This window comes from Chitinophaga rhizophila (assembly GCF_019492185.1).
Taxonomy (GTDB): Bacteria; Bacteroidota; Bacteroidia; order Chitinophagales; family Chitinophagaceae; genus Chitinophaga; species Chitinophaga rhizophila.
The window spans coordinates 1,050,502-1,074,240 of the sequence record NZ_JAICCF010000001.1 but is presented as its reverse complement, the minus strand read 5'-3'; the positions used below and the strand labels follow the sequence as shown (position 1 = coordinate 1,074,240).

General features: G+C 40.9%; 16 protein-coding genes. 13 read left to right on the top strand and 3 right to left on the bottom strand.

The window, feature by feature from the left end; all coding sequences use genetic code 11:
- The first annotated feature begins 23 nt into the window (after positions 1-23).
- A complete protein-coding gene (locus K1Y79_RS03915; RefSeq protein WP_220248691.1) occupies positions 24-2,633 on the top strand; it encodes an alpha/beta hydrolase family protein in 2,610 nt (869 codons plus the stop codon).
- Positions 2,634-2,710: 77 nt separating this feature from the next.
- On the opposite strand, the gene K1Y79_RS03910 is transcribed toward K1Y79_RS03915, so the two are convergent.
- From K1Y79_RS03910 to K1Y79_RS03900, 3 genes are all read right to left on the bottom strand, one after another.
- A complete protein-coding gene (locus K1Y79_RS03910; protein WP_220248690.1) occupies positions 2,711-2,992 on the bottom strand; it encodes a hypothetical protein in 282 nt (93 codons plus the stop codon).
- 414 nt (positions 2,993-3,406) lie between these two features.
- The gene (locus tag K1Y79_RS03905) at positions 3,407-3,703 is read right to left on the bottom strand and encodes a hypothetical protein (protein ID WP_220248689.1); all 297 of its coding nucleotides are present in this window, start codon (positions 3,701-3,703) and stop codon (positions 3,407-3,409) included.
- A gap of 41 nt (positions 3,704-3,744) precedes the next feature.
- Complete coding sequence (locus K1Y79_RS03900; protein WP_220248688.1) at positions 3,745-4,029, bottom strand: hypothetical protein; 285 nt, start codon at positions 4,027-4,029, stop codon at positions 3,745-3,747.
- A gap of 899 nt (positions 4,030-4,928) precedes the next feature.
- Here K1Y79_RS03900 and K1Y79_RS03895 point away from each other — a divergent pair.
- The 12 genes from K1Y79_RS03895 to K1Y79_RS03840 all read left to right on the top strand — a co-directional run bounded on the left by K1Y79_RS03895 (position 4,929) and on the right by K1Y79_RS03840 (position 23,738).
- On the top strand, positions 4,929-6,191 hold the full coding sequence (locus K1Y79_RS03895) for a hypothetical protein (protein WP_220248687.1): 1,263 nt from the start codon (positions 4,929-4,931) through the stop codon (positions 6,189-6,191).
- 225 nt (positions 6,192-6,416) lie between these two features.
- On the top strand, positions 6,417-7,280 hold the full coding sequence (locus K1Y79_RS03890; RefSeq protein WP_220248686.1) for a hypothetical protein: 864 nt from the start codon (positions 6,417-6,419) through the stop codon (positions 7,278-7,280).
- A gap of 20 nt (positions 7,281-7,300) precedes the next feature.
- The gene (locus tag K1Y79_RS03885) at positions 7,301-11,173 is read left to right on the top strand and encodes a DUF5977 domain-containing protein (RefSeq protein WP_220248685.1); all 3,873 of its coding nucleotides are present in this window, start codon (positions 7,301-7,303) and stop codon (positions 11,171-11,173) included.
- 155 nt (positions 11,174-11,328) lie between these two features.
- A complete protein-coding gene (locus tag K1Y79_RS03880; RefSeq protein WP_317197478.1) occupies positions 11,329-15,735 on the top strand; it encodes a DUF6443 domain-containing protein in 4,407 nt (1,468 codons plus the stop codon).
- Positions 15,736-15,740: 5 nt separating this feature from the next.
- The gene (locus tag K1Y79_RS03875; RefSeq protein WP_220248683.1) at positions 15,741-16,553 is read left to right on the top strand and encodes a hypothetical protein; all 813 of its coding nucleotides are present in this window, start codon (positions 15,741-15,743) and stop codon (positions 16,551-16,553) included.
- A gap of 110 nt (positions 16,554-16,663) precedes the next feature.
- Positions 16,664-17,473, top strand: a complete 810-nt coding sequence (locus K1Y79_RS03870) for a hypothetical protein (protein ID WP_220248682.1) — start codon at positions 16,664-16,666, stop codon at positions 17,471-17,473.
- 24 nt (positions 17,474-17,497) lie between these two features.
- The gene (locus K1Y79_RS03865) at positions 17,498-18,475 is read left to right on the top strand and encodes an HNH endonuclease signature motif containing protein (protein ID WP_220248681.1); all 978 of its coding nucleotides are present in this window, start codon (positions 17,498-17,500) and stop codon (positions 18,473-18,475) included.
- Positions 18,476-18,689: 214 nt separating this feature from the next.
- A complete protein-coding gene (locus K1Y79_RS03860) occupies positions 18,690-19,016 on the top strand; it encodes a hypothetical protein (protein WP_220248680.1) in 327 nt (108 codons plus the stop codon).
- A gap of 289 nt (positions 19,017-19,305) precedes the next feature.
- Positions 19,306-19,698: a DNA polymerase ligase N-terminal domain-containing protein gene (locus K1Y79_RS03855; protein ID WP_220248679.1), complete on the top strand. Its 393-nt coding sequence runs from the start codon at positions 19,306-19,308 to the stop codon at positions 19,696-19,698.
- 376 nt (positions 19,699-20,074) lie between these two features.
- Positions 20,075-22,015, top strand: a complete 1,941-nt coding sequence (gene ligD / locus K1Y79_RS03850) for a DNA ligase D (protein WP_220248678.1) — start codon at positions 20,075-20,077, stop codon at positions 22,013-22,015.
- A gap of 225 nt (positions 22,016-22,240) precedes the next feature.
- Complete coding sequence (locus tag K1Y79_RS03845; RefSeq protein ID WP_220248677.1) at positions 22,241-22,834, top strand: GNAT family N-acetyltransferase; 594 nt, start codon at positions 22,241-22,243, stop codon at positions 22,832-22,834.
- A complete protein-coding gene (locus K1Y79_RS03840; RefSeq protein WP_220248676.1) occupies positions 22,815-23,738 on the top strand; it encodes a LuxR family transcriptional regulator in 924 nt (307 codons plus the stop codon). The genes K1Y79_RS03845 and K1Y79_RS03840 overlap by 20 nt, the downstream gene beginning before the upstream one ends.
- Position 23,739 lies beyond the last annotated feature (1 nt).

Sequence of the window (23,739 nt, the reverse complement as noted above, 5' to 3'; positions counted from 1 at the left end):
TATTTTGCTTCAAATAGTCAAAAATGCGTTTCACCTTATCTTTACTTTTTCTGCTAATATATTTTTCATTAATATCAAGTGGTCAGAAATTAACAGTTGATAACAATTCAATAGATAATTGGACGTCTCTTAAAGATATAAATCCGGAGACACCAGGATATATCAGCCCAAAAGGCAACTATTATGCTTATGCGTTTACTGCAAACGATAGCCAAGATAGCCTCATCATTTCTAGAAGTGATAAAAATGTCATAATTAGAAATACGGTTACAGACTTCTTTAAAGTTGACAGAGTTCAATTTACCCTAGACGAGGATTACATTGGGTACATATACAAAAAAGACAGCTTTGCATTATATGATGCTAAGAAAAAGATTAATACTATGTTGATGTCAAATGTTGATTGGTTTCGCTTCATTGAATTTAACGGTTCAAAATTTGTAATACTTAAAAGTATTAAGGATAGCTTGATCTCAATATATCGAGACAACTCTGAACTTGTCAAAACCTTTAATGGAATCAATTATTGTGATATTCTTGAGAACGACAATTCAATCATAATTAGTTCAGTTGACAAAGTAGTTAAAGTTCAGATTCAGCCCTATCAGGAATACGTAATATATGATGGAAAGAATATTGGTCAAATTTGCGTCAATAAAATAAATAAGGATGTTTACATCTATGACGATCAAAACGAATCATCACCTCTAATTTACTATAACAATCGTAAAAAAACATGTAAAGACATATTATTAAATCATCTTGACTTTTCAGAATCATTGAATGTAAACCCTTTTGATTTGTATGTTATTCCAAGTAGCGGTGGGTTTATATTTAGAATGGAAAGTAAAAAGAGTTCTGAAATAGCAAATACGAATTTTGAGGCAAAGTTTTCCTTATGGAATTACAAAATGAAAAGCTTTGAGGACGTAAATGAGTATCAGTTCTCTCGAACATTATTTTACATGCCAGATAAGGATACAGTGATGGAAATCTTTAATCAATCACAATATCCTGTTGATAATCTTATTTCAATGGCGGAAAATGGAGTAATAGTCACATGTAGTAAGATAAACCAAGATGAATATTTCTGGAATGATCAGAAATTATATCTAACAAGTATAGATCTTAAAACAGGAAATAAATTCAGAATATGTGAATTAGCCAAGTCAATAAGTTTACCAACCATTTCAATATCTAGTAAAGGTAATTATGTAGTTTGGTGGAACTGCGATACTCGTCAATACACATGTTACGATGTGAAAAGTAGAAAAACGAAGCAGTTTCATATAAACAGTGCTGATAGTTTATACGATATAGACAACGATATACCTCAACGGCGTGTTCCCTTTGGCATAGCAGGTTGGGATCCAGAAGATGAATTCGTGTATTTATATAGTACCTATGATATTTACAAAGTACCGCTAAATAATGTTGAACGAAGTGTTTGTATTACAAATTATGAGGGGAATTTAAAGAAAACAAAGCTTCGTTTTGTCAAAAGGAATAACAAAATTGAATCTTCAGAAAATATTATACTTTCTGCATTCAATGTGGTGAGCAAGGAGAATGGTTTTCTTTTCTATAGGCCAAAGATTAAGTTCACAATTAATCAGCAATGCTTGGGTCCTTTTTGTTATCGGGATAATAATAGTTTTTCTGCATTGGGATATGAATATTTAAGATATAAACCATTAAAAGCATTATTGGCCAATAAATATCTTGTTAGAAGAGAATCCTCCACACAATCACCTAATCTTTTTTTGACATCTGATTTTATAACGTATTTACAGCTTACTAATATTGCTCCTGAAAAAAGATTCAATTGGTACCGCTCGAAGCTAATTCAATGGGAAATAAGTTCAGGAAAAAAAGAACAGGGAATATTATATTATCCTGAAAACTTAGATTCATCATTAAAGTATCCGGTAATATTTACCTATTACGAAAAACGTAGTGACGAGTTATTTGTCTATAAAACGCCCAAATTGAGTTACGGTGATTTAAGTATACCATGGTATACTAGTCATGGCTTTGTAGTTTTTGTGCCAAATATTTCATATGGAACTGGTGAAGTTAAGGACGCAATAAGGAAAACCTTATTATGTTCTCTTGATTCATTGTCAAAGATTTCGTGGATTGACACTTCGAAAGTTGGTTTACAAGGGCACAGTCACGGTGGTTTTGAAACTTATTTGGCGTCCACAAGTAGTCGGTTTAAGGCTGCGCAAGTATCAGCTGGATTTTCTGATTTGGCTACATTTTACTCTTACATATTTATGGAAGGCACTCGTCAAACCTTTGTTCAGTACGGTCAGACTAACATTGGTTATACACCTTGGGAGAGCAAGAAAACTTTCACAAATAATTCCCCATTATACAATGTGGATTCAATAAATATTCCAGTTTTTATCATGCACCCACGCAAAGATGACGTAGTACCAGTCAGCCACGGAATGAATATGTTCACTGCATTGAGAAGACTAAAAAAGCCTACTTGGCTATTAATTTATGAAGATGAAGGACATTCGTTAATTTCAAATATAAATCAGCTTGACTTTACCATTAAGCAGCAAGATTACTTTTCGTATTTTCTTAAACAGACTCCACAGCCAGCTTGGCTAATTAATTAATTAACTTTATATCCCAAAATTATTTATACAAAAAAGCAGGTGCATCTACACCTGCTTTTTTTACGTTCCATATCAATTTACGGTGCAACAGTTATTGCTGCAGTTGTAGTTGGAATGGAAAGTACGTAAGTGCCGCCGAGAATTGTCGCGGTACGATAGTACAATGTTGCTGGACCTGAAGTACTTTCAGAGAAATTAGCACCTAAAGTACTTGTCATGTAGTAAGTAGATCCATTAATTACAGTGGTAGCACCTGGCTTGAACAGATTGCCTGCACCTCTGTTAGCTTTGAATGCGAAGGCTCCGCCAACGATGGCGAATAAAGCTATACCTGACAGGATCAGTTTTGCTTTTTTCATAAGATTTACGCCTTTGTAAATCAAAAGGCTAAACTTAGCTTGATAAGTATGTGTACCTACTCTTTTCTAATGGTTTTCGGCTTCCCCATTCGATCTTTAAATCTGCGCAGCATAAAGATCTTTAAATCATAATATATTTATGATCAGTGGCTTATCGTTCCTAAATTTGATGATACTTTGGCTTGTAGCGACATAGTTTTGTCAAGTCAACTAAACTTATGTTGCTATTTGGAAAACTGAGTGTGGTTCAAAGATTTACATACCCATTTTTTTGTATGGGGATGTTTAGGTTAAACAATGTGTTATCGGCACTTTAAGATTGATTATGTTTTACCAAAGTTATGGTATGTAAATTTGAACGAATTAGGAGTTGGCATTAATTCTTTGGACATACAGTTTGATTAATTTAAGATATTATCTTCGCTTACTTGCCGTATCTCCCATTGTAGCAAAAGTTGTTGTTGGATAAATTAACACACACCTGCCAAAAATAATTGTATTAGATCTGTAAAATAGTTTTGGTGTTCCAATAGTTGTCTCATAATAGTCAGGAATACATGTAGTACTTAAATAATAAATTGAACCATTTATAAGTGTTGTCGTACCAGGCTTGAAATAATATTCACTACGTTTAGTGAGTTTATAACCAAGGGTAATACAACATACACTAAATGCTCCGATAAAGAATATTAAAGTTTTCGCTTTAATCATTTTTCATATTATTATATAAATCTTTTCTTGGCACGGTTTTCTTATGGCGCAACTTCTACAGCTGCCGTTGTCGTAGGATTATATAAAACACATCTATTTTGGTATGCAAATGCCGATCTGTAATATAATCCAGTTAGTCCAGATGGATTTAGCAAGTAGTTAGGTGAACAAGTCGTGCTAACATAATATATTACTCCATTAATTACAATTGTGCTTGTACCTGGCTTAAATAAATTGCCTGTGCCACGGTTTGTTTTAAAAGCGAGTAATGCTCCTAAAGCTGTAAAAATTAGGATACTTAAGAGTATCAATTTGGCTTTTATCATAATGTCGGTTTTTATTTTAAAAGACTAAAGTTCTATTTAAACATTTGCCTACTCTTTTCTATTGTTTTTCGGATTTCCCCAGGTGCTCTTATTTAGTGTTTGCATACCCGTATATAACATGAAATAAAGATCCGTAAACAATATGAATCTGTCATTACTAAACATTTCCTTTTTAATTACCCAATATAGACCTGCCAAAAACATCATATGTTATATTTTGTATAAACCTAAACAGTCTTGCCAATAGACAAGACCGTTTGGGATGAAAAAAGCTAAGTCGTTTGCAGCATTGCTTGATTGCAGTAGCGTGGCGCAATTATTTCACGGTATTTGATTGTAAATTACGCTTTAGATATATTGGGCAACATCGGAGAGACAGTCCTTATTTTGGAGGTAAAGTATATTTTACTTTTACATTAGCTTTTGTCGCGTGAGCGATTGCAGTGGAAAGCCCGCAGGTAAGAGGACTTGCAACAGAAAGCGCGGTGCCGCCAGGCACACGCCATAACTATGTCCTACTTGATCTCATTAGCTATCAATACCTATTCAAACAACTTATGATCGTTAGAAAATATTTATACTTTTAACGATGTAATCCCTTTCAAAAAATAACATCTCCCTTAACACCGCATTAACTATTTTATTGAATCTTTCACCGTACTTCGTTCTTGAGAAAACTAAGAAAAACATCAACCACCCTTACTATGAAACTGTTATCCCTAGTTCTAGTACTGTTGGCTTTGTCGTTATGTTCCTATGCCTCTAGTGGGGATAGTACGAGTAGTCAATTACCATCTAAATACCTTTCACGGATCGAAAAGAAGTCTAAGAAGTTCGAATCGATCTATTCCAGGCAATCGGAAAAGGCACTATCGCGTCTATACCGACTAGAAAGGAAAATGAAAAAGAAGCTGTCAGGTAAATCTTCTGAAGATTTATCCTTCCTGGCTGATTCAAGCGCCTTTACTTCAGCGAAATCATTTCTTACGAACCGCCTGGGATCATCGTCTTCCTACGTGGACAGCCTTTCCGGCACCTTACAGTTCCTAAATGGCCAAAAGCAACTCTTAGCCAAGTCAGGAGATATCCAAAAGGCCATTAAAAGCGTAAACAGCTTGCAGGACCAGATGAAACACGCTCAGGATGTGAAGGATTTTATTAAAAAACGAAAGGCATTGCTCGCACAGAAGCTATCCGGCTACACCGGAGCCAGTAAGTACCTAGGCAAGTACAGTAAGGAGGTCTACTACTATGGTGCGCGGCTAAGGGAATACAAAACGCTGTTAGGTGACAGAAAGCAGCTGGAAACAAAAGCCATAGCGCTGTTAAAGAAGCTACCAGCCTATAACGACTTTCTAAGGCGTAATTCCCGCATCGCGTCGCTTCTGAATACCTTACCCGGTTCCGGATCAATTGCGAGCCTGGAAGGCCTTCAAACCCGCTCTATGGTGGCAGCCATGCTCCAGCAGCGTTTAGGAACCGGCGCTACCGGTATCAGTGCCCTTGACGATCAGCTGCAAAGAGCGGAAAGTGAGTTAATACAACAAAGAACACCTGGAATTGGCAATATCCGCCAGACTGTTAACCAGCAAATGAGTTCTGCGCGTAACCGGATGAACCAGATACGGGAAGGTAGCTCGGGAGAAGACAATGCAGCAGAAATGCCCGACTTCAAACCTTCCCCATTAAAAGCAAAGCGCCTCTGGCAAAGGCTCGAATTCGGAGGTAACATCCAGTTCCAGAAGAAAACTGACTATTTCCCGACTACCAGCGATATAGCAGGTCAGGTTGCCTACCGATACCATGAAAACGGGTCAGCAGGCATTGGGATCGCTTATAAGTTAGGCTTAGGCACTGGCTGGAAGGACATCCGGCTTTCACATTCCGGCATAGGAATACGCTCTTTTGTTGACTGGCGAATCAAAAACAGCTTCTTCCTGAACGGTGGTGCTGAACTAAACAGACTTAGTGCTGAAAAAACTGACTCCAATTATGTCAGATGGCACGGATGGCAGACATCAGCGCTCCTGGGTGTTACCAAAAAATACAAGGTCAGTGGAAACATAAAAGGTAATATTGCCATCCTGTACGATTTCCTTGCTCCATTTCAGGTGCCTAAAACTAGCGGTCTTAAAGTGCGCATTGGTTATTCCTTACAGTAAATATAGTCTTCTCCATATTCCAATCTCCCTAAAAACTAGTGCTAATCAAAAATCATGTTATGATGTAATGCAAACCACCCTTACCCCCTAAACGTAGCCGCGATACTGGCTATTGCAATCAAAAATCAAATAAAGAGGGACAATAACAGCCAGGTCTAAATCGACCTGCAGATAACTGTTGCCTTAATCAATCTAATTATTCATTTACAATTGAAAAATAACCTCATGAAATCGATCCTTTATCTCGTAGCATTCCTTTTCTTATCCATCACTACGGTCAAAGCACAGATGTATGACGTATTGGATTATAACATCCAGGGTACCCCTGTAAACGGCGTTAAGATCAAAACAAACCTGCCGTTTACCACTTCCTCACATATGCCAACCATCATTATTGAAGGTTTTAACTACTTCACCGGCTCCAACATGATGCTGTCTTTGAATTACTATTATTTTAACAACGCGTTTATCAAAACGAATATCAGCACTTCGGGTAACTACAACCCTGATGTTTATGTGGCGGGTGAAAATGGCAAAATTGTCCTTTTCATTGATGACAGGCAGTATTTTCAGCGATTCCATGTCCGTGTCTTTGCGAAAGGCCTTTCCGGGGAAGCCGCCGCAAATTTCACTGGCTGGACAGTAGTAGACTCCACATTAATACCCACCGCTCAGGCGGCGACTCTTATTCCCTATAAAAACTCATATCCAGGCGATGTGCAGTTTGCAGGTAACGGCATTTGGAAAAGTGACGGCAATGTAGGTATTGGCACTACCACTCTCGGCACTTATAAACTGGCAGTTAATGGTACTATCGGTGCTAAAAAAGTCAAAGTAACGCAGGCTGGTTGGGCAGATTATGTATTTAACGATGAATACATACTACCATCTCTGGACTCTGTAGAACAATTTATCAAAAAAAATCGCCACCTGCCGGAAATCCCCAGCGAAGCGGAAGTCATTTCAGACGGCCAGGATGTAGGCGAAATGAATAAGCTCCTGCTTAAAAAGGTGGAAGAGTTAACCCTCTATCTCATAGAAATGAGAAAAGAGCTGGAAGTGATTAAAGGTAAGAGACAATCAGAATAAGCATTTAAAGACGAAATAGCATGAAATACCTATATTTTTTGGTCTTACTGCTACTTGTGACGTTCCGGTTGCAGGCGCAGGAAGCTCCCAATATGAACAATAATGTGACCGGCAGCTCCGCCTCGGTCGCATCGGGCAAGCAGGTGAACATCCCTGTAAACCATTTCACCGGCATTCCAGAGATCAATTTTCCGATCCACAGCTATTCCAGAAGTGGCATCGCTTCCGATGTCTCGCTCAACTATATCGGTGGCGGTATTAAGGTTGATGAACCGGCAACTAGCGTCGGCGTAGGCTGGCAAATCAGTGCCGGTGGCATGATCACCCGCAATATCCGCAGCTTACCGGATGATTATCCAGGTAAAGGGTTTATGTATACTCCGGAAGTGGATCCTGGCCCCGCATCGGGACGTAATGCGACCCGCTATAGCTGGGATAAATATGGTAAAGACGAGATTGACAGTGAACAGGATATCTACCAATTCAACGTCGGTGGCAGGTCCGGATCATTCGTTATAGGCAAAAACGGTAAGATCGTAATGATACCCCGCCAGAATATAAAGGTCCGGTATAAACTAGGCAATATCACCGGCGCCAATGGGATCATTACGGAATTTACCTTAATCCTGGAAGATGGTAGCCGCTACCTTTTCTCGAACACAGAAGTTACAACCCGGCATTTTTCTTCCTACGACAGTTGGCTGCCATTTGTGTCGGCCTGGCACCTGACCTCCGCGACATCTACCTATGGAGAAGATACCATTCGATTCGCCTATAAGAGTGTCCTTAATGCTAAATATATAAAAACTGGCGCGAGCCGGTTTGAAGCATCCGGTCAAACAACTGTGAATTATAACGACAGCTTGTATGTGCGTGTGGATGAAAAGTACCTTGAGAAAATCCAGTACCCTTACGGTGTTACACTTAATTTCAACTACGACACCGCTGAGCGTGCAGATGCAAAGGGTGAATATGCGCTGAAGAATATTGAGCTACGAGATTCTGTGTTGAGAATGGGCTATAAGTTCGATTACTCTTACTTCTCCAACATCGGAACGGTGTATCCGTACGGCAGTACGAACGCAGCGATTTCCAAGCTAAGGTTAGATAAAATGACTGTTTACACGCAGTTCCGGACTTACCTGCCGACGGAATTTAGCTATAGCAGCCTTGTGGTACCCAAGATCGGGAGTTTTGCCCAGGATCATTGGGGCTACTTTAATAATAAATTCAATTTTGGTCTGATACCGGCAATGGGCAGTTACTCTGGCGCCAACAGGGACCCGGATAGTACCTATGCACGTTCCGGTATGCTAACTGGCATTAAATACCCGAACGGCTCTCAATATTCCATTTTTTATGAAGCAAATGACAGGAAATATTATTTCTCACAGACAAAAGCATCGAGCACTATAGGTGGTAATTCCACCACAAGTGCATCAGGCTCTTTCACGGTAACTAAATATTCGGCGTCCACTTCCCAGTTATACGTGCTGGTCGCCCGGCAAAATCACTGTCCATCAAAGATCACTCTTAAGAATTCAGCAAATCAAACGATTGACACCTTTTCCACGGATGGCGGTGCCTTAGGACTAGGGAAAACGTTTGATCTTCCCGGTGGAACCTATACATTGAGTATTGTGCCGATCAATAGCTGCGGAACAACGGAAATTCCTGCCTGTTCGCTCAGCTGGCTTAATGATTCTCAGGACAGCACCTATATGGTTATGGGCGGCGTCAGGGTAAAACAAATCGTGTCACAGGAAAACCTGAATGGTGCACCTCCACAAATCAGGAACTTCAAATACGTGCAGGAAAACGGTACCAGTTCCGGTTTTGCCTTCTTCATTCCGAAGTATGATTACACTTTTACGATCAATAAGAGAATTGCACCATATGATTACTTCGTAAGAGTGTCTCACCCGCTTAATAATATGGATTATATATGGGGCGCTTCTGTTGGTTATAGCCGGGTAGAGGAAAGTGTTCCTGGTAATGGTAAAGTGGTTCATGAATTTAGTACCTACAAGGATCTGAACTATTTCCCTTCACCGCCGCAGTTCCCCTTTGCGGAAGAAATGTATCCATCCTGGGAACTGGGCCTACCCAAAAAGATTACTAAGATAGACCTGTATAACCAGGTAAAGGAAATAGCAGAAAATAAATATGATTTTAATGTAACACCGCTAACAGACACTGCATTCAAATCGGTGAAGCTGATGGCGGATGTACATAGCTATTCGAGCCAAAACACATTTATCGGTACCGGGTATGAGGAAGATACGTATTACGCCATCACAGGGCACGCGCTGCTTGATTCCTCAATACAAAAATTGATTTCCGGAACGGACACATTGATCCAAAGTACCAGCTATACCTACGACTCACTTAATAACCTGGTAAATACCCGGCAAAGGGAAAGCAAGGATTTGCAAAAGTTCAGGGAAACAAGGGTGTACTATCCTTACAACTACACGTTAACCGGCCCACTTAAACAATTAAGAGATAGTGGGACTATCGTAAAAGTGGCTGAAGAGACCTGGATCAAAACACCCACCAGTGAACAAATGGTTTCCGCTTCCATCGTTGGTTATGAAAATGTAACAGGAACGAAGGTTAAACCAAAGTATATATATGAACTTCAATCTGACTCCCCTGTTCCATTGGCAACCATTGGCGCCTTTAATCCGGCATTATTAGTCCGCAACTCAACGCTAATGCCTTTACTAAGCACAATAGAGCGTTATGATGGTAAACTGGTACCTCTACAGACGGTGAATAACCAAACGGGAATTCGCCAGTCCATTATTTGGGATGATGCCATTCAACAGCCAGTAGCGACCATAGATGATGCTGCCTATTCGGAGGTCGCTTATACCAGTTTCGAGGGATCAAATAATGGCAACTGGACGGTGCCTGCCGGTCAATATTACTATTCCGACGCCATGACCGGTACCAGAGCATATCGACTGAACGGTACCATTTCAGCTACCGTGACCGCTGGCAGGGAGTATACCGTCACATACTGGACAATGGGCGCAGGAATTACGATCGCAGGGGTGGCGGCAGAAAAAATTGGTACTGAAAGAGCCTGGAATCTTTACAGGAACAAGCTGCCTGCGACTACTTCCACAATTTCTCTGACAGCTTCAAACCTCGTAATCGACGAGTTGCGGGCTTATCCTAGTGATGGTCAAATGGTTACCAGCAATTTCGACTTCTTTGGTAATGTAATTTCCAGTAGTTCGCTAAACAACAAGATCCTATATAATGAGTACGATGATATGGGCCGTCCACGCCTTAAAAAAGATGTGGAGGGTAATATCCTGGAAATGAATTGTTACGGTCTGGCAGGTGAAAAGGTGAATTGCAATATTCTCTATAAGAATAATGCGATTTCCAGATCATTCGTTCAAACGAACTGTACTGGTGGGTCCGCTATTCCTGACACAGTTGTTTACACCGTTGCAGCCGGTACCTATTCCTCCGGGATCAGCCAGTACAAAGCGGATAGTTTGGCAATGGCAACAGTGATCGTTAACGGCCAAAATTACGCGAATACAAACGGTACCTGCGGAGTGATATATGCTAAAATTTACTATGAGGATGTGGATCTTGACCGAACAGAGGATGTAGTGGTTAAATTTTATTCCGATGCCGCGTTGACCAAACCTAAGAAGGTTACAAACCTGAATTTAGTAGTTGGTATTAATAACACCTGTGAAACGGTGCCAGATGAATACTCAATCGCTAATGGCTACCAGACTGTCATAAAATACGGGTTAATCCGCGATTATGAAAAGACAGAATGCGATCCACCTGGTTATCCTTGTTGGACATTCCAATGTCATATTGACTACGTTTTGAAGCCGGGAGGGTATATCATCAAATAAACCGCCCTACAATTAATTACACACGTTAAAAATGAATTATCGTGAAAAAGAAATATAAATATTTCAGTATCGCGGTCTCATTGTTATCCTTACTGTGTGGGCTTTCATCTAAGGCCCAACAGGCAAACGATACACTGAACTTCGATCTGAATTTCATGCGGTCATGGAGACCAATGATCCCACTAAAAACGGGATCCCTAACGATCAGCTTGGCAAGAACAGCCAGTGAAGTTAAACAAAGCACCGTATTGTCAGACGGTCTTGGTAGAACGGTTCAAACCATAGATAAAAGACAGTCACCTTCAGCCAAAGATGTCATATCACTTAATGTATATGATTCAGTTGGAAGGATGCGGAACCAATATTTACCTTATGTGTCATCTACCGCAACGGGGGATGCTCAGGCAAACCCGTTAGCTGACCAGGGAACGTTTTACAACAGCTACTATTCCGGAGAGATCATACCATACAGTCAAAGCGTATATGAGCGTTCGCCGAATGGAGTCGTTCAAAAAGTAATGGCTCAAGGAAGAAGCTGGGGCGGTTCTAGTCGAGGTGTTACTAGTCAATACCAAACCAATACTGTGGCCGATAGCGTTAGAATATGGTCTCTGAACGGTAATACACCCGTTTCAAGTGGCAGGTATTCTGCCGGGGAATTGGTGGAAGATGTGAGAACAGACGAGAATAACCAAAAGGTGGTTACCTATACGAACAGATTGGGTCAAAAAGTGCTAACCAAAGTGCAGGTTGTGGCTAGTCCGGGAACAGGCCATATGGGCTGGCTATGTACCTATAATGTCTACGATGATTTAGGAAATATAAGGGTAGTAATTCCGCCGCTTGCAGTCGCCAAAGCTATTACTGCAAGCTGGAGCGTAAGTTCTTTGCTGAATTATTGCACCCAATATAGATACGATCAGCGGGGAAGAATGATTGTAAAAGAGACTCCGGACACAGATTCCGTGGAGACAGTATATGATCGCAAAAATCGTGAGGTGTTTTCCAGGGATGGAAACATGCGCAACCAGAATAAATGGATGGTTACTTTCTACGATCGCAGGGATCGCCCGGTTATGGAGGCATTATATAATTCATCCAGTACAAGAGCACAGCTACAGAGCAGTCTGAACGCTGCGTCCTCGAGCATGACATTAAGCTATACTATTCCTGGTGTGGATGATCTTAGTACCGCTGTTAATGACAAAGATCTTTACCAGGCTAACAGTAGTATAACCTTATTGCCGGGCTTTGAAACAGGTGCTACCCAGGAAATGACAGCAGAAATCGCTACTGTTCCAGGCCAAGTTGTAAGTATTACTGCCGACAACCCGCTTCCATCCATTCCCAGTAACCAACTTACTCCTTTAACTTATACGTTTTACGACGATTATTCGTTTCCAGGCGCACATACGGCGAATACAGCTGATTTTGCAAAGCCTAAAGCTGGCAGTGATCCATACCCTGAGCGGCCTACAACTATTAGTATGTTGACAGAAGGTGTAATGACAGGCAGGAAGGTGAGAATAATTGGTACCAATCAATGGCTGACCTCCACGACATTTTACGATGACAAAGGCCGCATTATTCAAACTATGATGGATAATGGAACAGGCGGTACGGACGTAATTACAAACTTGTTCAATTACAGGGGAAACCTGCTGGGGAGCTATATACGCCAAAACAATAAGCGTAGCGGACTGACACCGACTACTACCATTTATAATGCGATGACTTACGATCATACTGGTAAATTGATCAAGCTAAGCAAGGAAATCAATGATGATGGAGTACTTAAAACAGTGTCACAGCATAGATACAATGAATTAGGTGAACTGAAAACTAAGGTACTAGGCTCATTTATTGACAGTTTGGAGTATGACTATAACATTAGGGGATGGCTCAAAAACATCAATAAAGGCTATGCTGTTAATGGAGCAACGGAAGGCAAAAATCACCATTTCGGCCTCCAACTATACTATGACAGTGTTTATACAGCGCAATACACCGGCAACCTGGCAGGGACAAGATGGCGCGGATACAACGATAATGCATACCGTTCCTACGGCTTTGCTTATGACATTGCCAACCGCCTGTTAAAAGCCGATTTTACTCAGAATACCTCCGGTTCCTGGAACACGTCTGCAGGAATAGATTTTAGTATGAAAGTGGGTGACGGTATCAACCCGGATTCCGCTTATGATATGAACGGCAACATCTTGTCAATGAACCAAAAAGGTTATAAACCAGGTGGTAGCGTTACTATTGACAATCTACGCTATAAATATGAGTCGAATAGTAACCGCTTGGCTGGTGTAAGAGACCTGGCTAATAATCCATCTTCAACACTTGGAGACTTTAAAGAAATCAATGGCACCGGAGATAGTGATTATACTTATGACCCGGCAGGCAATATGATAACTGACGGCAATAAGGTTATAACCAGTATCAGTTATAACCACCTGAACCTGCCTGAAATGATCAAAGTATTAGGTAAGGGAACAGTTTCTTACCTGTATGACGCGATGGGCAGACGTCTTAAAAAGACGGTGGTAGACAGCACTGTTAGTCCAGTGAGGACTATAACGACGGATTATATCAATGGGTTCGTATATCAAAACGATTCATTGTATTATTTCAATCATGAGGAAGGCCGCATCAGAATGGTATATAAAGCTGGGCAAACGCCGACACGTGCTTATGACTACTTCCTCAAAGATCATGTCGGCGCTACGCGGTCGGTTTTAACAGAACAGACGAACTTTACCATGTATGCAGCTACTATGGAGCCTGAAAATGCCCCACAGGAAGTAGCAACCTTCAGTAATGTTGAAGAAACCCGCTCCTCGAAACCTATAGGCTATCCTGAAACCGATACGGCAGATGGTTCGTTTATGGCTAAATTAAGCGCAAAATCAGACGGTAAGAAAATCGGCCCGTCGCTGGTACTGCGTGTAAACGCAGGAGATACTATCCAAATTAAGGCAAAGGCTTTCTTTAAGTCCCAGGGACCTACAAACAATAGCCATTCTGTACCGGCTGAAGATATGATTATGTCCTTAGCTCAGGTCTTTGGAGACGAAAATGCCCAATCTCAAGTACATGGTTACATACAGGCTTTACAACAGGAAACCTTTACCGGTAATTTTTACAATAATGGCTACCAGCGCATGAAGGAAAAAGAGCCAAACGGTCTATCCAATAATAAGCTTAAATCCTTCATGAACTTTACGCTTTTTGACGACCAACTCCAGATCGTAGATGGCAATAGTGGTGTGAGGCAGGTTCAAAATTCGCCTGACGAAATCCAGGAGTTGTCCGTAGATCAAATGGTTATAGAGAAAAGCGGTTTCCTGTTTGTATTTCCGACCAATGAAACAGAGCAGGATATTTATTATGACGACATTGTTGTAACGGACATAACCGGCCCCGTGTTGGAAGAAACGCATTATTATCCCTGGGGACTGGTAATGGACGGTATAAGTACCCGTACTCCATTAAGCCTGGAAAACAGGCAACTTTTCCAGGGTAAAGAACTTCAAAGGGGAGAGTTTGCTGATGGAACCGGCCTTGAATGGTACAATTTCGATGCCCGGTACTATGATCCGCAGCTCGGAAGATGGTTTGCTGTCGATCCCGCAAACCAGGACTACAGCCCATATATGGCTATGGGCAATCGCCCAACTATGGTCATTGATCCGGACGGCCGCCTTTGGCATATCATCATAGGCGGGATTATAGGCGGAGCTGTGAACGTTTTCGCTATGCATATGAAAGGTCATGTCGGCTGGGGTAATGGTTTAAAGGCGTTTGGAATTGGGTTTATTGCTGGAGCTGCTACGGCTGCTACGGGCGGCGCCATGTTAGGTGCCATCACTGGTGTTGGAGCCAGCGCAGGTTTAGCGGGTACAGGGGTGGCGCTTGGTGGAGGTGGCTTCCTTGCGGGTGCTGGTGCCGGTGCCTTTAGCGGTGGTGTAGGTGGATATATTCAAGGATATGGCAATGCAGTAGCCTTTGGCGATGCGTCAACTGCTGGTACGGAAGGAGCAAAAGAAGGCCTTAAGGGTATGGTATTTGGTTTTGCATTCGGAGGAACTACCAACGGTATTCTTGCGAAAATCGAGGGAAGAAACTTTTGGACTGGCGAACTAAAATTGCAAAATATACAACCAATACCAACTACACCAACGCCAGCGTTAAAAACATATAAATATGATGAAAACCTGGCAAGGACGGATATTGATCCGATATGGCAGCAGGCTCCTGGCCCACGCGGGAAGGCAATTGAAGAAGTATATTCCAGAACGGTATATGCCGGTTATCAAAATACACCCTACGCTAAAACTGTAGACTTCTCGGATGGAATGACGTCTATTAGCCTAAAGACAACTATGTCTGAGACGCTAAATATTCGTAAGAATATTTTGGAGCTGTCAGAAATCTCAACTCCTTTTAAAAAGCTACATATTGTTACTCCTCCAGGACATATTCCTGCTAACTATGCAGAAATTCTTAAATTAGCAAGCTCGAGAAACATTATGGTTGAGCTTTCACATTACTAAATTATATGCGATTACAAATATCATTTACTATAGGAGCATTTGAAAATACAGGTTCGGCTTTCCAATTCATTCTGGACCATTTAAATTGTAATATGACGTCAATATTTTCGAACAAGGCATATTCATCCAATGATTGGATAACGGATACTGACGAAATTGTACGGGAATTAGTAAACACTAATGACAATTCATTTACTATCCATAATGGCTCGGAACCGGATGCTACTTTGTACGACGAAAATGTGAGTATGGTAACATTTTTAAGAGAGCAGAATTACCAGATCGAGATTTTAACATTTGATATAGAAGACGAGTCCTTCCTTGATCTCGAAAAATTGCTATTAGCGGCTAACAAACTAGGTTTCACGACAGCACAACGTTTTGATTATGAGAAAGCGAGGTGGCAAAGCGAACAAATTGTTTCTAATTTTGAAGTGTTCCAAAAAACACATGAACATCGACAGAAGGTAGTACATCCAGTATGGGGAAAGAGTTCAGGACTGACGATCGATATATCGAATAATCCTGGGCGTGATATTTTGACCTTTGGGATGCGTTTGTTTGCAGCACCGGAAATGTGGTTTGGCGCCGGAGCATGGCAATACTTTGATTTAAACAATCTATTGGCATGTACTATAGTGGAAGAAAGCCGTAGAATAACTGACAATTTATTATATGTCAAATTGTTTGATGTTGACACGGAAGACTACGAGCATTTATCCATTCTTAAACTTCAACGGGAATTCAGGAAATGTAGTAAGATGGACGAGGTTGAGGAGTTATTGAATAATAAGCTGCCTTTCAAACGCTATTATTAGTTTAATTTTCTATTCTAAAAAGGTAAGTAAAAGGTGATTGTAGAAATGCAATTACCTTTTAGTTACTATAGCTATTTTTAACCACCGGTGGTTCTTTATACATATTTGTTATGAGATTTGAGATTTCCTTTACAATCGGCACATTTCAAACTGCCGCCGATGCCTATCAACTGGTAAAACCCCACGTAAAAGGCCCTGTTAAAGTGATTAAGTCAGCTTTTGCATTTCATGAGGGAAAAAGTCTCGTGCAAGCCGGAGATATCCTGAAAAGTCTTAGTTCCGACAAAGAAGATTGGTTTTCGCTGCATGCTGGTGAACTATCTGAAATTACCGAATACCCGGATATGAATTCAGTTGCATACTGGCGGGACGAAACTTATGCAACTGAGATAATCCGCGTGATCCTTTTAGACGACGACTTCTTCAATTTAGAAGGATTTATATTCGCAGCATCGCAGCGAAAATTCAATTTTGCAATGCTTTTTGATAGCTCAAAGGCCTGCTGGCAAAGGGAACAATTTGTCTCAAATTTTGAGTTATTCGGAAAAAGCCTGGAAGGCAGAAAACTAATTGCTCACCCTTACTGGACTGATAAAGTCGGCTTAACGGTAGACATTAGCAGCAATCCCGGTCGCCACATTCAAACCTACAATATGTTGCTTATGGCGGCCCCTGATATGTGGTTTGGGCCAGGGGCGTGGGGATACTTTGAAGAGAGAGACGTGATGTCGTTTGCAGGCGCAATAAATACGTTGGTTGTTGCTCCCGGTACTATTTACATTAAGTTATTTGACAGGTTTGCTGAAGATTACGAAGCTCCATCTATATTGGAAATGCAAACTAAATTTAGAGCGCATACAAAAATGGATGCTATCGAGGAAAAGTTAAACGGCGAACTTTCGTTTCCAATTGTTTATTAATACAGTCTATAAAATTTGACCCCTATGCCTGTACATTTTGATGATTTTGCGAGTGAAAAACAATGTGTCTATAAAGGTGAGCTCTTTACCGTTCGTGATAATGGAGCTGTGTTTCGGCATGCCCGTGATGGCAAACGCCTTCGTAAAGATGATAATCGATGGACTTTTGGAGAACCTAATCAAGATGGTTACCTGGTAATTTCCTCGATTGGCATTCAACGTATTGTCGCTACTGCTTTTCATGGAGAACCAGCTAAAGGTATGGTAGCCGATCACATTGATACAAATAGAAAGAACAATAGGCCTGGCAATCTACGTTGGGTAACAAGATTAGAAAACATCATTCTTAATCCATTCACTGCTAAGAAGATCGCCCATATATGTGGTAGTGTAGAAGCCTTTCTGTCAAACCCCGGTGCCTTCGATTTTCCAGATGCCGATTTTCGTTGGATGAAGACGGTAACAGAGAGCGAAGCGCAGAACAGCAAAGCACGTTTCCTGGCCTGGGCTGAAAAGGACAATTATCCATCCTCAGGTAGGCCAATAGACGATTGGATATTTAGAGATAGGTATTATATACCTGATGAAGAAGTGGAACCGGAACCAGACTTAGTGGCTTCTAAAACTCCAAACGCGGTGCAGCGACATTGGATAACAGCCAGTGAATTCCCGTGTTGCCCTCAAACGGTCCTGGCTGATCCGATAGGTTCCTATGCGAAAAATCTGGAAACTGGTAATATTTTCTGCCGAAATATTTATAATGAAGTACAGGTTGTTTCCATTGCCACCTCTATTGATAATACAACTCTGTGGGTTTTAGGTGAAGACGTTACCCCGAACGCAATAAAACCCTGGTTACTTGGCAAGGTTACCTATGAAAATGATTTATTTGTTCATAGCAGTGTGGGAAGTTATTTTGAGCGAAACGGCGCCGAAAAGAATTTCGCCCTGGCTCAAGGGCAGGAGTGGAGCGGCGGTAATACTCTCAATGATTTTTGTTAGCATGTGATTTGATACCTTTAGAAAATTGGTAATACTTTAAAGCTCAATATGATCTAATATCAGCAAAATGCTAACTACATTTTCCAATCAGCAAACATTTCCGTATTTGTGCGCAGCAGGAAGTATTTTATCTAACTTTGAGTAAATGCCGGATTACCTATATTATACCGCTGACGGATTGGACACTATTAAATTTAATCACAGGACTTTCCTTATGTTAGTGGCCGGTTGTCTGGAGTATTATTTCTGCAAAACACCGGCAGAAGCCCAGGCAGTAATCCATTCCGCAGAGCAATTAAATAGTGAATATTTTCTGCCTAAGGACTACAATTCCATGGCGCTATTAGATAATCAAACTCCTTTAGACGTTACATGGCACCTTTTAAAAACACTTGAAGATCCGGCTGCAGATGGATGGTCTAATCCACCGACGGACGATTACTTATTATGGGAAGAAAGGTTCTTGTTAGATCATAATTTAAGCCAAGATTATATCAGTTACTTAGAAGGCCCGCCACCTAAAGCGCCTGCCGGACATTAATTTCAATTCCACAAACGCTGAATTTGAGAGCATGATTTGTAAAGGGAATTGAGAATTGTTTTGACCTTAAAGTAATGGGCTATACAAGTCTGGCTTATGAAAAAGAAATAGCAACAAATGGGTCGTCATCAACCCCGGTGTAATTTGAAGCTTACTTTTAAGAACAGATCCATAATAATTCATATTTACAAAGTCCCAGGTGCTAAAAAAGGTTGAGTTCGCTTACCCGTTCTCAACTCCTTTTCTAGATGAAAGTAACAAATTGGCATGAGTATTATACCAATATGGTATGGGACTGACTAAATACAAGGAAAAACGTTCGTTCGACAAAACACCGGAGCCGACCGGCGGCAATGCTGATGGGAACGAGTTACGATTTGTGGTGCAAAAGCATGCAGCTTCGCACTTGCATTATGATTTCCGCCTGGAGATGCGGGGAGTGCTGAAAAGTTGGGCGGTGCCTAAAGGCCCATCTGTAAATCCAGCTGATAAGCGGTTGGCTATGGAAGTAGAAGATCACCCATATGATTACCGCAATTTCGAGGGTATTATCCCTAAAGGTAATTTCGGCGCCGGTACGGTGATCGTTTGGGATGAGGGGACTTACGAGCCATTGGAGCCTACAGGGGATAAGAAAAAGGATGAAAAGGCCCTTTTGGAGGTTGGCATAGTGGCTCAATAAAGTTCCGGTTAAAGGATCAAAGCTAAAGGGTGAATTTGCCCTTGTAAAAACAAAGGGTCGTGGAGACAATGCCTGGTTTTTAATTAAACACAAGGACAAATACGCAAAACAAGTCGATATTACGCTAAAAACTAAGTCTGTCATTAGTAAAAAGACATTAGAACAGGTAGCCAAAACTTCTACCACTATCTATGGTCAACCGGAGAAAAATCCCGTAAAATCAAAAGCTACCCATACCTCAACGAAGAACACCGTAGTCCCCCAAACAAAACCAACTTCCAAAAGATCCGCCTCTTCCAAAACAAATTCTGTATCATCTAATGCTCAGACCCCTAAGATTGGCACTAAAGCAGCCTTTCCAAAGAGGGTTGAGCCGATGCTGGCTACATTAATTGATCACCCATTTGATCAGGAGGGCTTGCTATATGAGGTGAAATGGGATGGTTACCGGGCGCTAACATTAAGTAACAAAGGAAATGTTGAATTAGTAAGCAGGAACAATAAAAGCTTCAATGAAAAACATTATCCGGTGTATCAGGCAATATCAGATTGGGCAATAAACGCAGTTGTTGATGGCGAAATCTGTGTATTGAATGAACATGGTGTTGCGCATTTTGGTTCCTTACAGAACTGGCGAAGTGAAGCGGATGGGAGCCTGGTGTATTACGTTTTTGACTTGCTATGGCTTGAAGGAAAGAATCTAATGGAAGTGCCGCTTAGGCAGCGCCGGGAACTACTGAAGTCCACTATGCCAAAGAGTGATTTGATCCGTTATAGTGAGACGTTTGAAACATCAGCTACTGAATTTCTGGCTGCTGCCGCCCAAATGGGCATGGAGGGTATCATGGCCAAACAAGCTGATAGCACATATAGCCCTGGCGATCGTTCCAAAAGTTGGCTAAAAATAAAAGCAAACAAGCGCCATGAAGTAGTTATTGGTGGTTTTACAAACAATGAGGATTCTCCCAAAGCTTTCAGTTCCCTACTTGTCGGCGTTTATGAGAGTGACAGGCTGATGTATACTGGCAAGATCGGTACAGGATTCAATGATAAGTTGCAAAAGGAAATGATGGGGCAATTCAAGCCGCTTATTACTAAAACCAATCCATTTTCTGAGGAGATAGACGTAAACAAGCCGTCGCGTTTTCGCCGGAATCCGCCGCACGCGACTGTCACCTGGTTAAAACCGATGCTTCTATGCGAGGTCAGTTATGCAGAAATCACAGATGATGGTGTCATGCGGCATCCAAGCTTCGAAGGTATGCGTACTGATAAAGCAGCGGATACCGTGGTAGCAGAAACAGCTGTCCAAGCTGAGAAGGTTCTAAATGAGAAGGAAGCGAGGAAAACAGAGAAATTGTTGCAGCCTCCCGGCAAAGGCAGCCGGAAAAGTTTGTTAAATCCTACGGAAGAAACACAAGTGAAAAAAGTAAATGGCCATGACTTAAACTTTTCCAATTTGAGCAAAGTTTATTGGCCTGGTGAAGGATTTACTAAAAGAGACATGCTAAACTACTATTACCAGGTAGCACCTTATATCCTTCCATACCTGAAAGGTAGACCCCAATCCATGAATCGTTATCCAAATGGTATAACGGGCCATAGTTTTTATCAAAAGGATGTTACAGGCAAAGCACCTGACTGGATAAAGCAGTTTCCATACCATACAAGCGATGGGGAAGATAAAAATTTTCTTGTAGCTGAAGATGAGGCCAGTTTGCTCTATATGGCGAATCTGGGCGCCATAGAAATGAATCCCTGGAATAGTACAATTGACAATCCGGATCAGCCTGATTGGTGCCTCATAGACCTTGATCCAGATACAGGCAATACTTTTGAACAGGTAATCGAAACTGCCCAAACTGTAAAACAGGTATTGGATGAATTGAAAGTTCCTGGTTATCCAAAGACTTCGGGCTCAACTGGCATTCATATTTACATACCTTTAGGAGGATTATATTCATATGATGCATGCCAGTTATTTGCCAAGTTAATCGCCACCAATGTTCATCACCGCTTACCAAAATTTACCAGCATTGAGCGAATGACCAGAAATCGTAAAGGCAAGTTATACGTTGATTACTTGCAAAATCGCCCGAAGGCAACGCTAGCTGCACCGTATTCGTTACGTCCCAAGCCTGGAGCAACCGTCTCGATGCCACTTCATTGGGAAGAAGTAAAAAAAGGGTTGAAAATGAAAGATTTTACTATTGACAATGCTTTATCACGTATTCAATCGGAGGGCGACCTGTTTAAACCCGTGCTTGGTAAGGGAGTAGATTTACCAAAGCTTTTGGAGGAGTGGGATGAGGAATAAGCGAAAATCAATTGAAATAATTGTATTTATTGCGGGCCGGCAATTATCCAACCTGTACTGAAGTTGGCGGTAATATCAATTTCACCGATATTGACGTAGCCATTTTTCCGATAAATATGAAATATAATTACAAATTCTAGTTTGTAAATTAGTATTGCACGCCATCTAACTAATTATTCAGATACAAGTTGTTCTATTGTAATTTAACCCATTTTAGTCTGTACCATGTTAAAGGCAACCCTGGAAGACAAAACAACAGTTTTGGATATCCTGACGAAATCTTTTGAAAATAACCCAAGTGTCAACTTCATCATTAAGCAAGATCGGAGTAGAATTGACCGAATCCGTTGCCTGATGGAATACTCATTTCATTTATGTCTCCAATTTGGGGAAGTATTTCTTTCAGATAATAAAGCAGGGTGTGCGTTATTGCTCTACTCAGACAAGCGAAGAACCAGTATCAAGTCAATATTTTGGGATTTGCGGTTGGTTCTTTTTTCATTAGGACTTGGGAATATTTTTAAGACGCAAAAAAGAGAATTTGCAATTAAAAAACACCACCCCAACTATCCTTTTTTCTACTTATGGTTTATTGGCGTTATTCCAGAATTTCAAGGGGCGGGAACTGGGACAAAGCTGCTAACTGAAATTCTTCAATACGCCAAGTCTAAAGACAGAGATGTTTATCTTGAAACTTCTCTGAGAGAAAATGTATCATGGTACGAAAAGTTTGGTTTTACTAAATACCATGAGCTCGACTTCGGGTACCTGTTGTTCCTGCTAAAAAGAGAATGGAAGTATGTTAGTGCTCGGAACTGAGATGCATATTGTGACATTCATATTTGTTTGTCTCGAAACGATCATGTTTATCTTTCAACTCGTTTTCTTTTTAATTCGGCCGGAAGATAAACAGAGATTATGGTATTTAATATTATTAGTTCTGCTTCTTTCATACAATATTGCCAGCGGATTGCTTCCTGATAAAAATTTCTCCGTTCCAATTCACATTCAGAATATGGTAGCCTATGGGAGTGGTTTCTGTATGGCTTCCTTTTTCCCGTTTTACTTTTACAAAGCCTTTAACCTGAAAAAACTTAAATTTCACGCTACCTATGGGGTGGTTATATTCCTATTGGTTCCGTATTTAGTGTTTTTTGTTATTTCCTACTCCATTAACAAAAACCTCGTTTGGGCAAGGGAGTATGGTTTGGTGATTCCGTTTTTTTACTCTCTCACATTAATTGTAGCTATTTCCAGAGCAATTTTTCCTACATATAAAGACAATAAAGATATCAGGAGTATGCCGGAAATTATCGGTGTTTACCTGGCGGTGTTTCCCTGGACATCTTTGGCCGTCGTTTCCTACCTCGATGCTCCTCAAGCTGTCGAGGCATCCTTAACTAATGGTGGGTTTCTGGTAATCACCGTATTGTATATTACCCGAACAATTAAAACTCTACGGGCTGACTATCTGGAATTACAACATCAAGGGCTAACCAAAAGTCAGCGGATAGAAGACGCGGCAGATCGATTCAATTTAACGGAAAGAGAAAAGGAAATTATTTTGATGATTTCCAGTGGTTTAAAATTCAGCCAAATAGCAGAGCGCCTTTATTTGTCCGAAAGGACAGTTACCACCCATGCAAGTAATATTTACAAAAAGGTTGGTGTTCGCAATAAGCTGGAACTCCTCAAAAAAACCAATCTTACCCTTCCTGATTAGC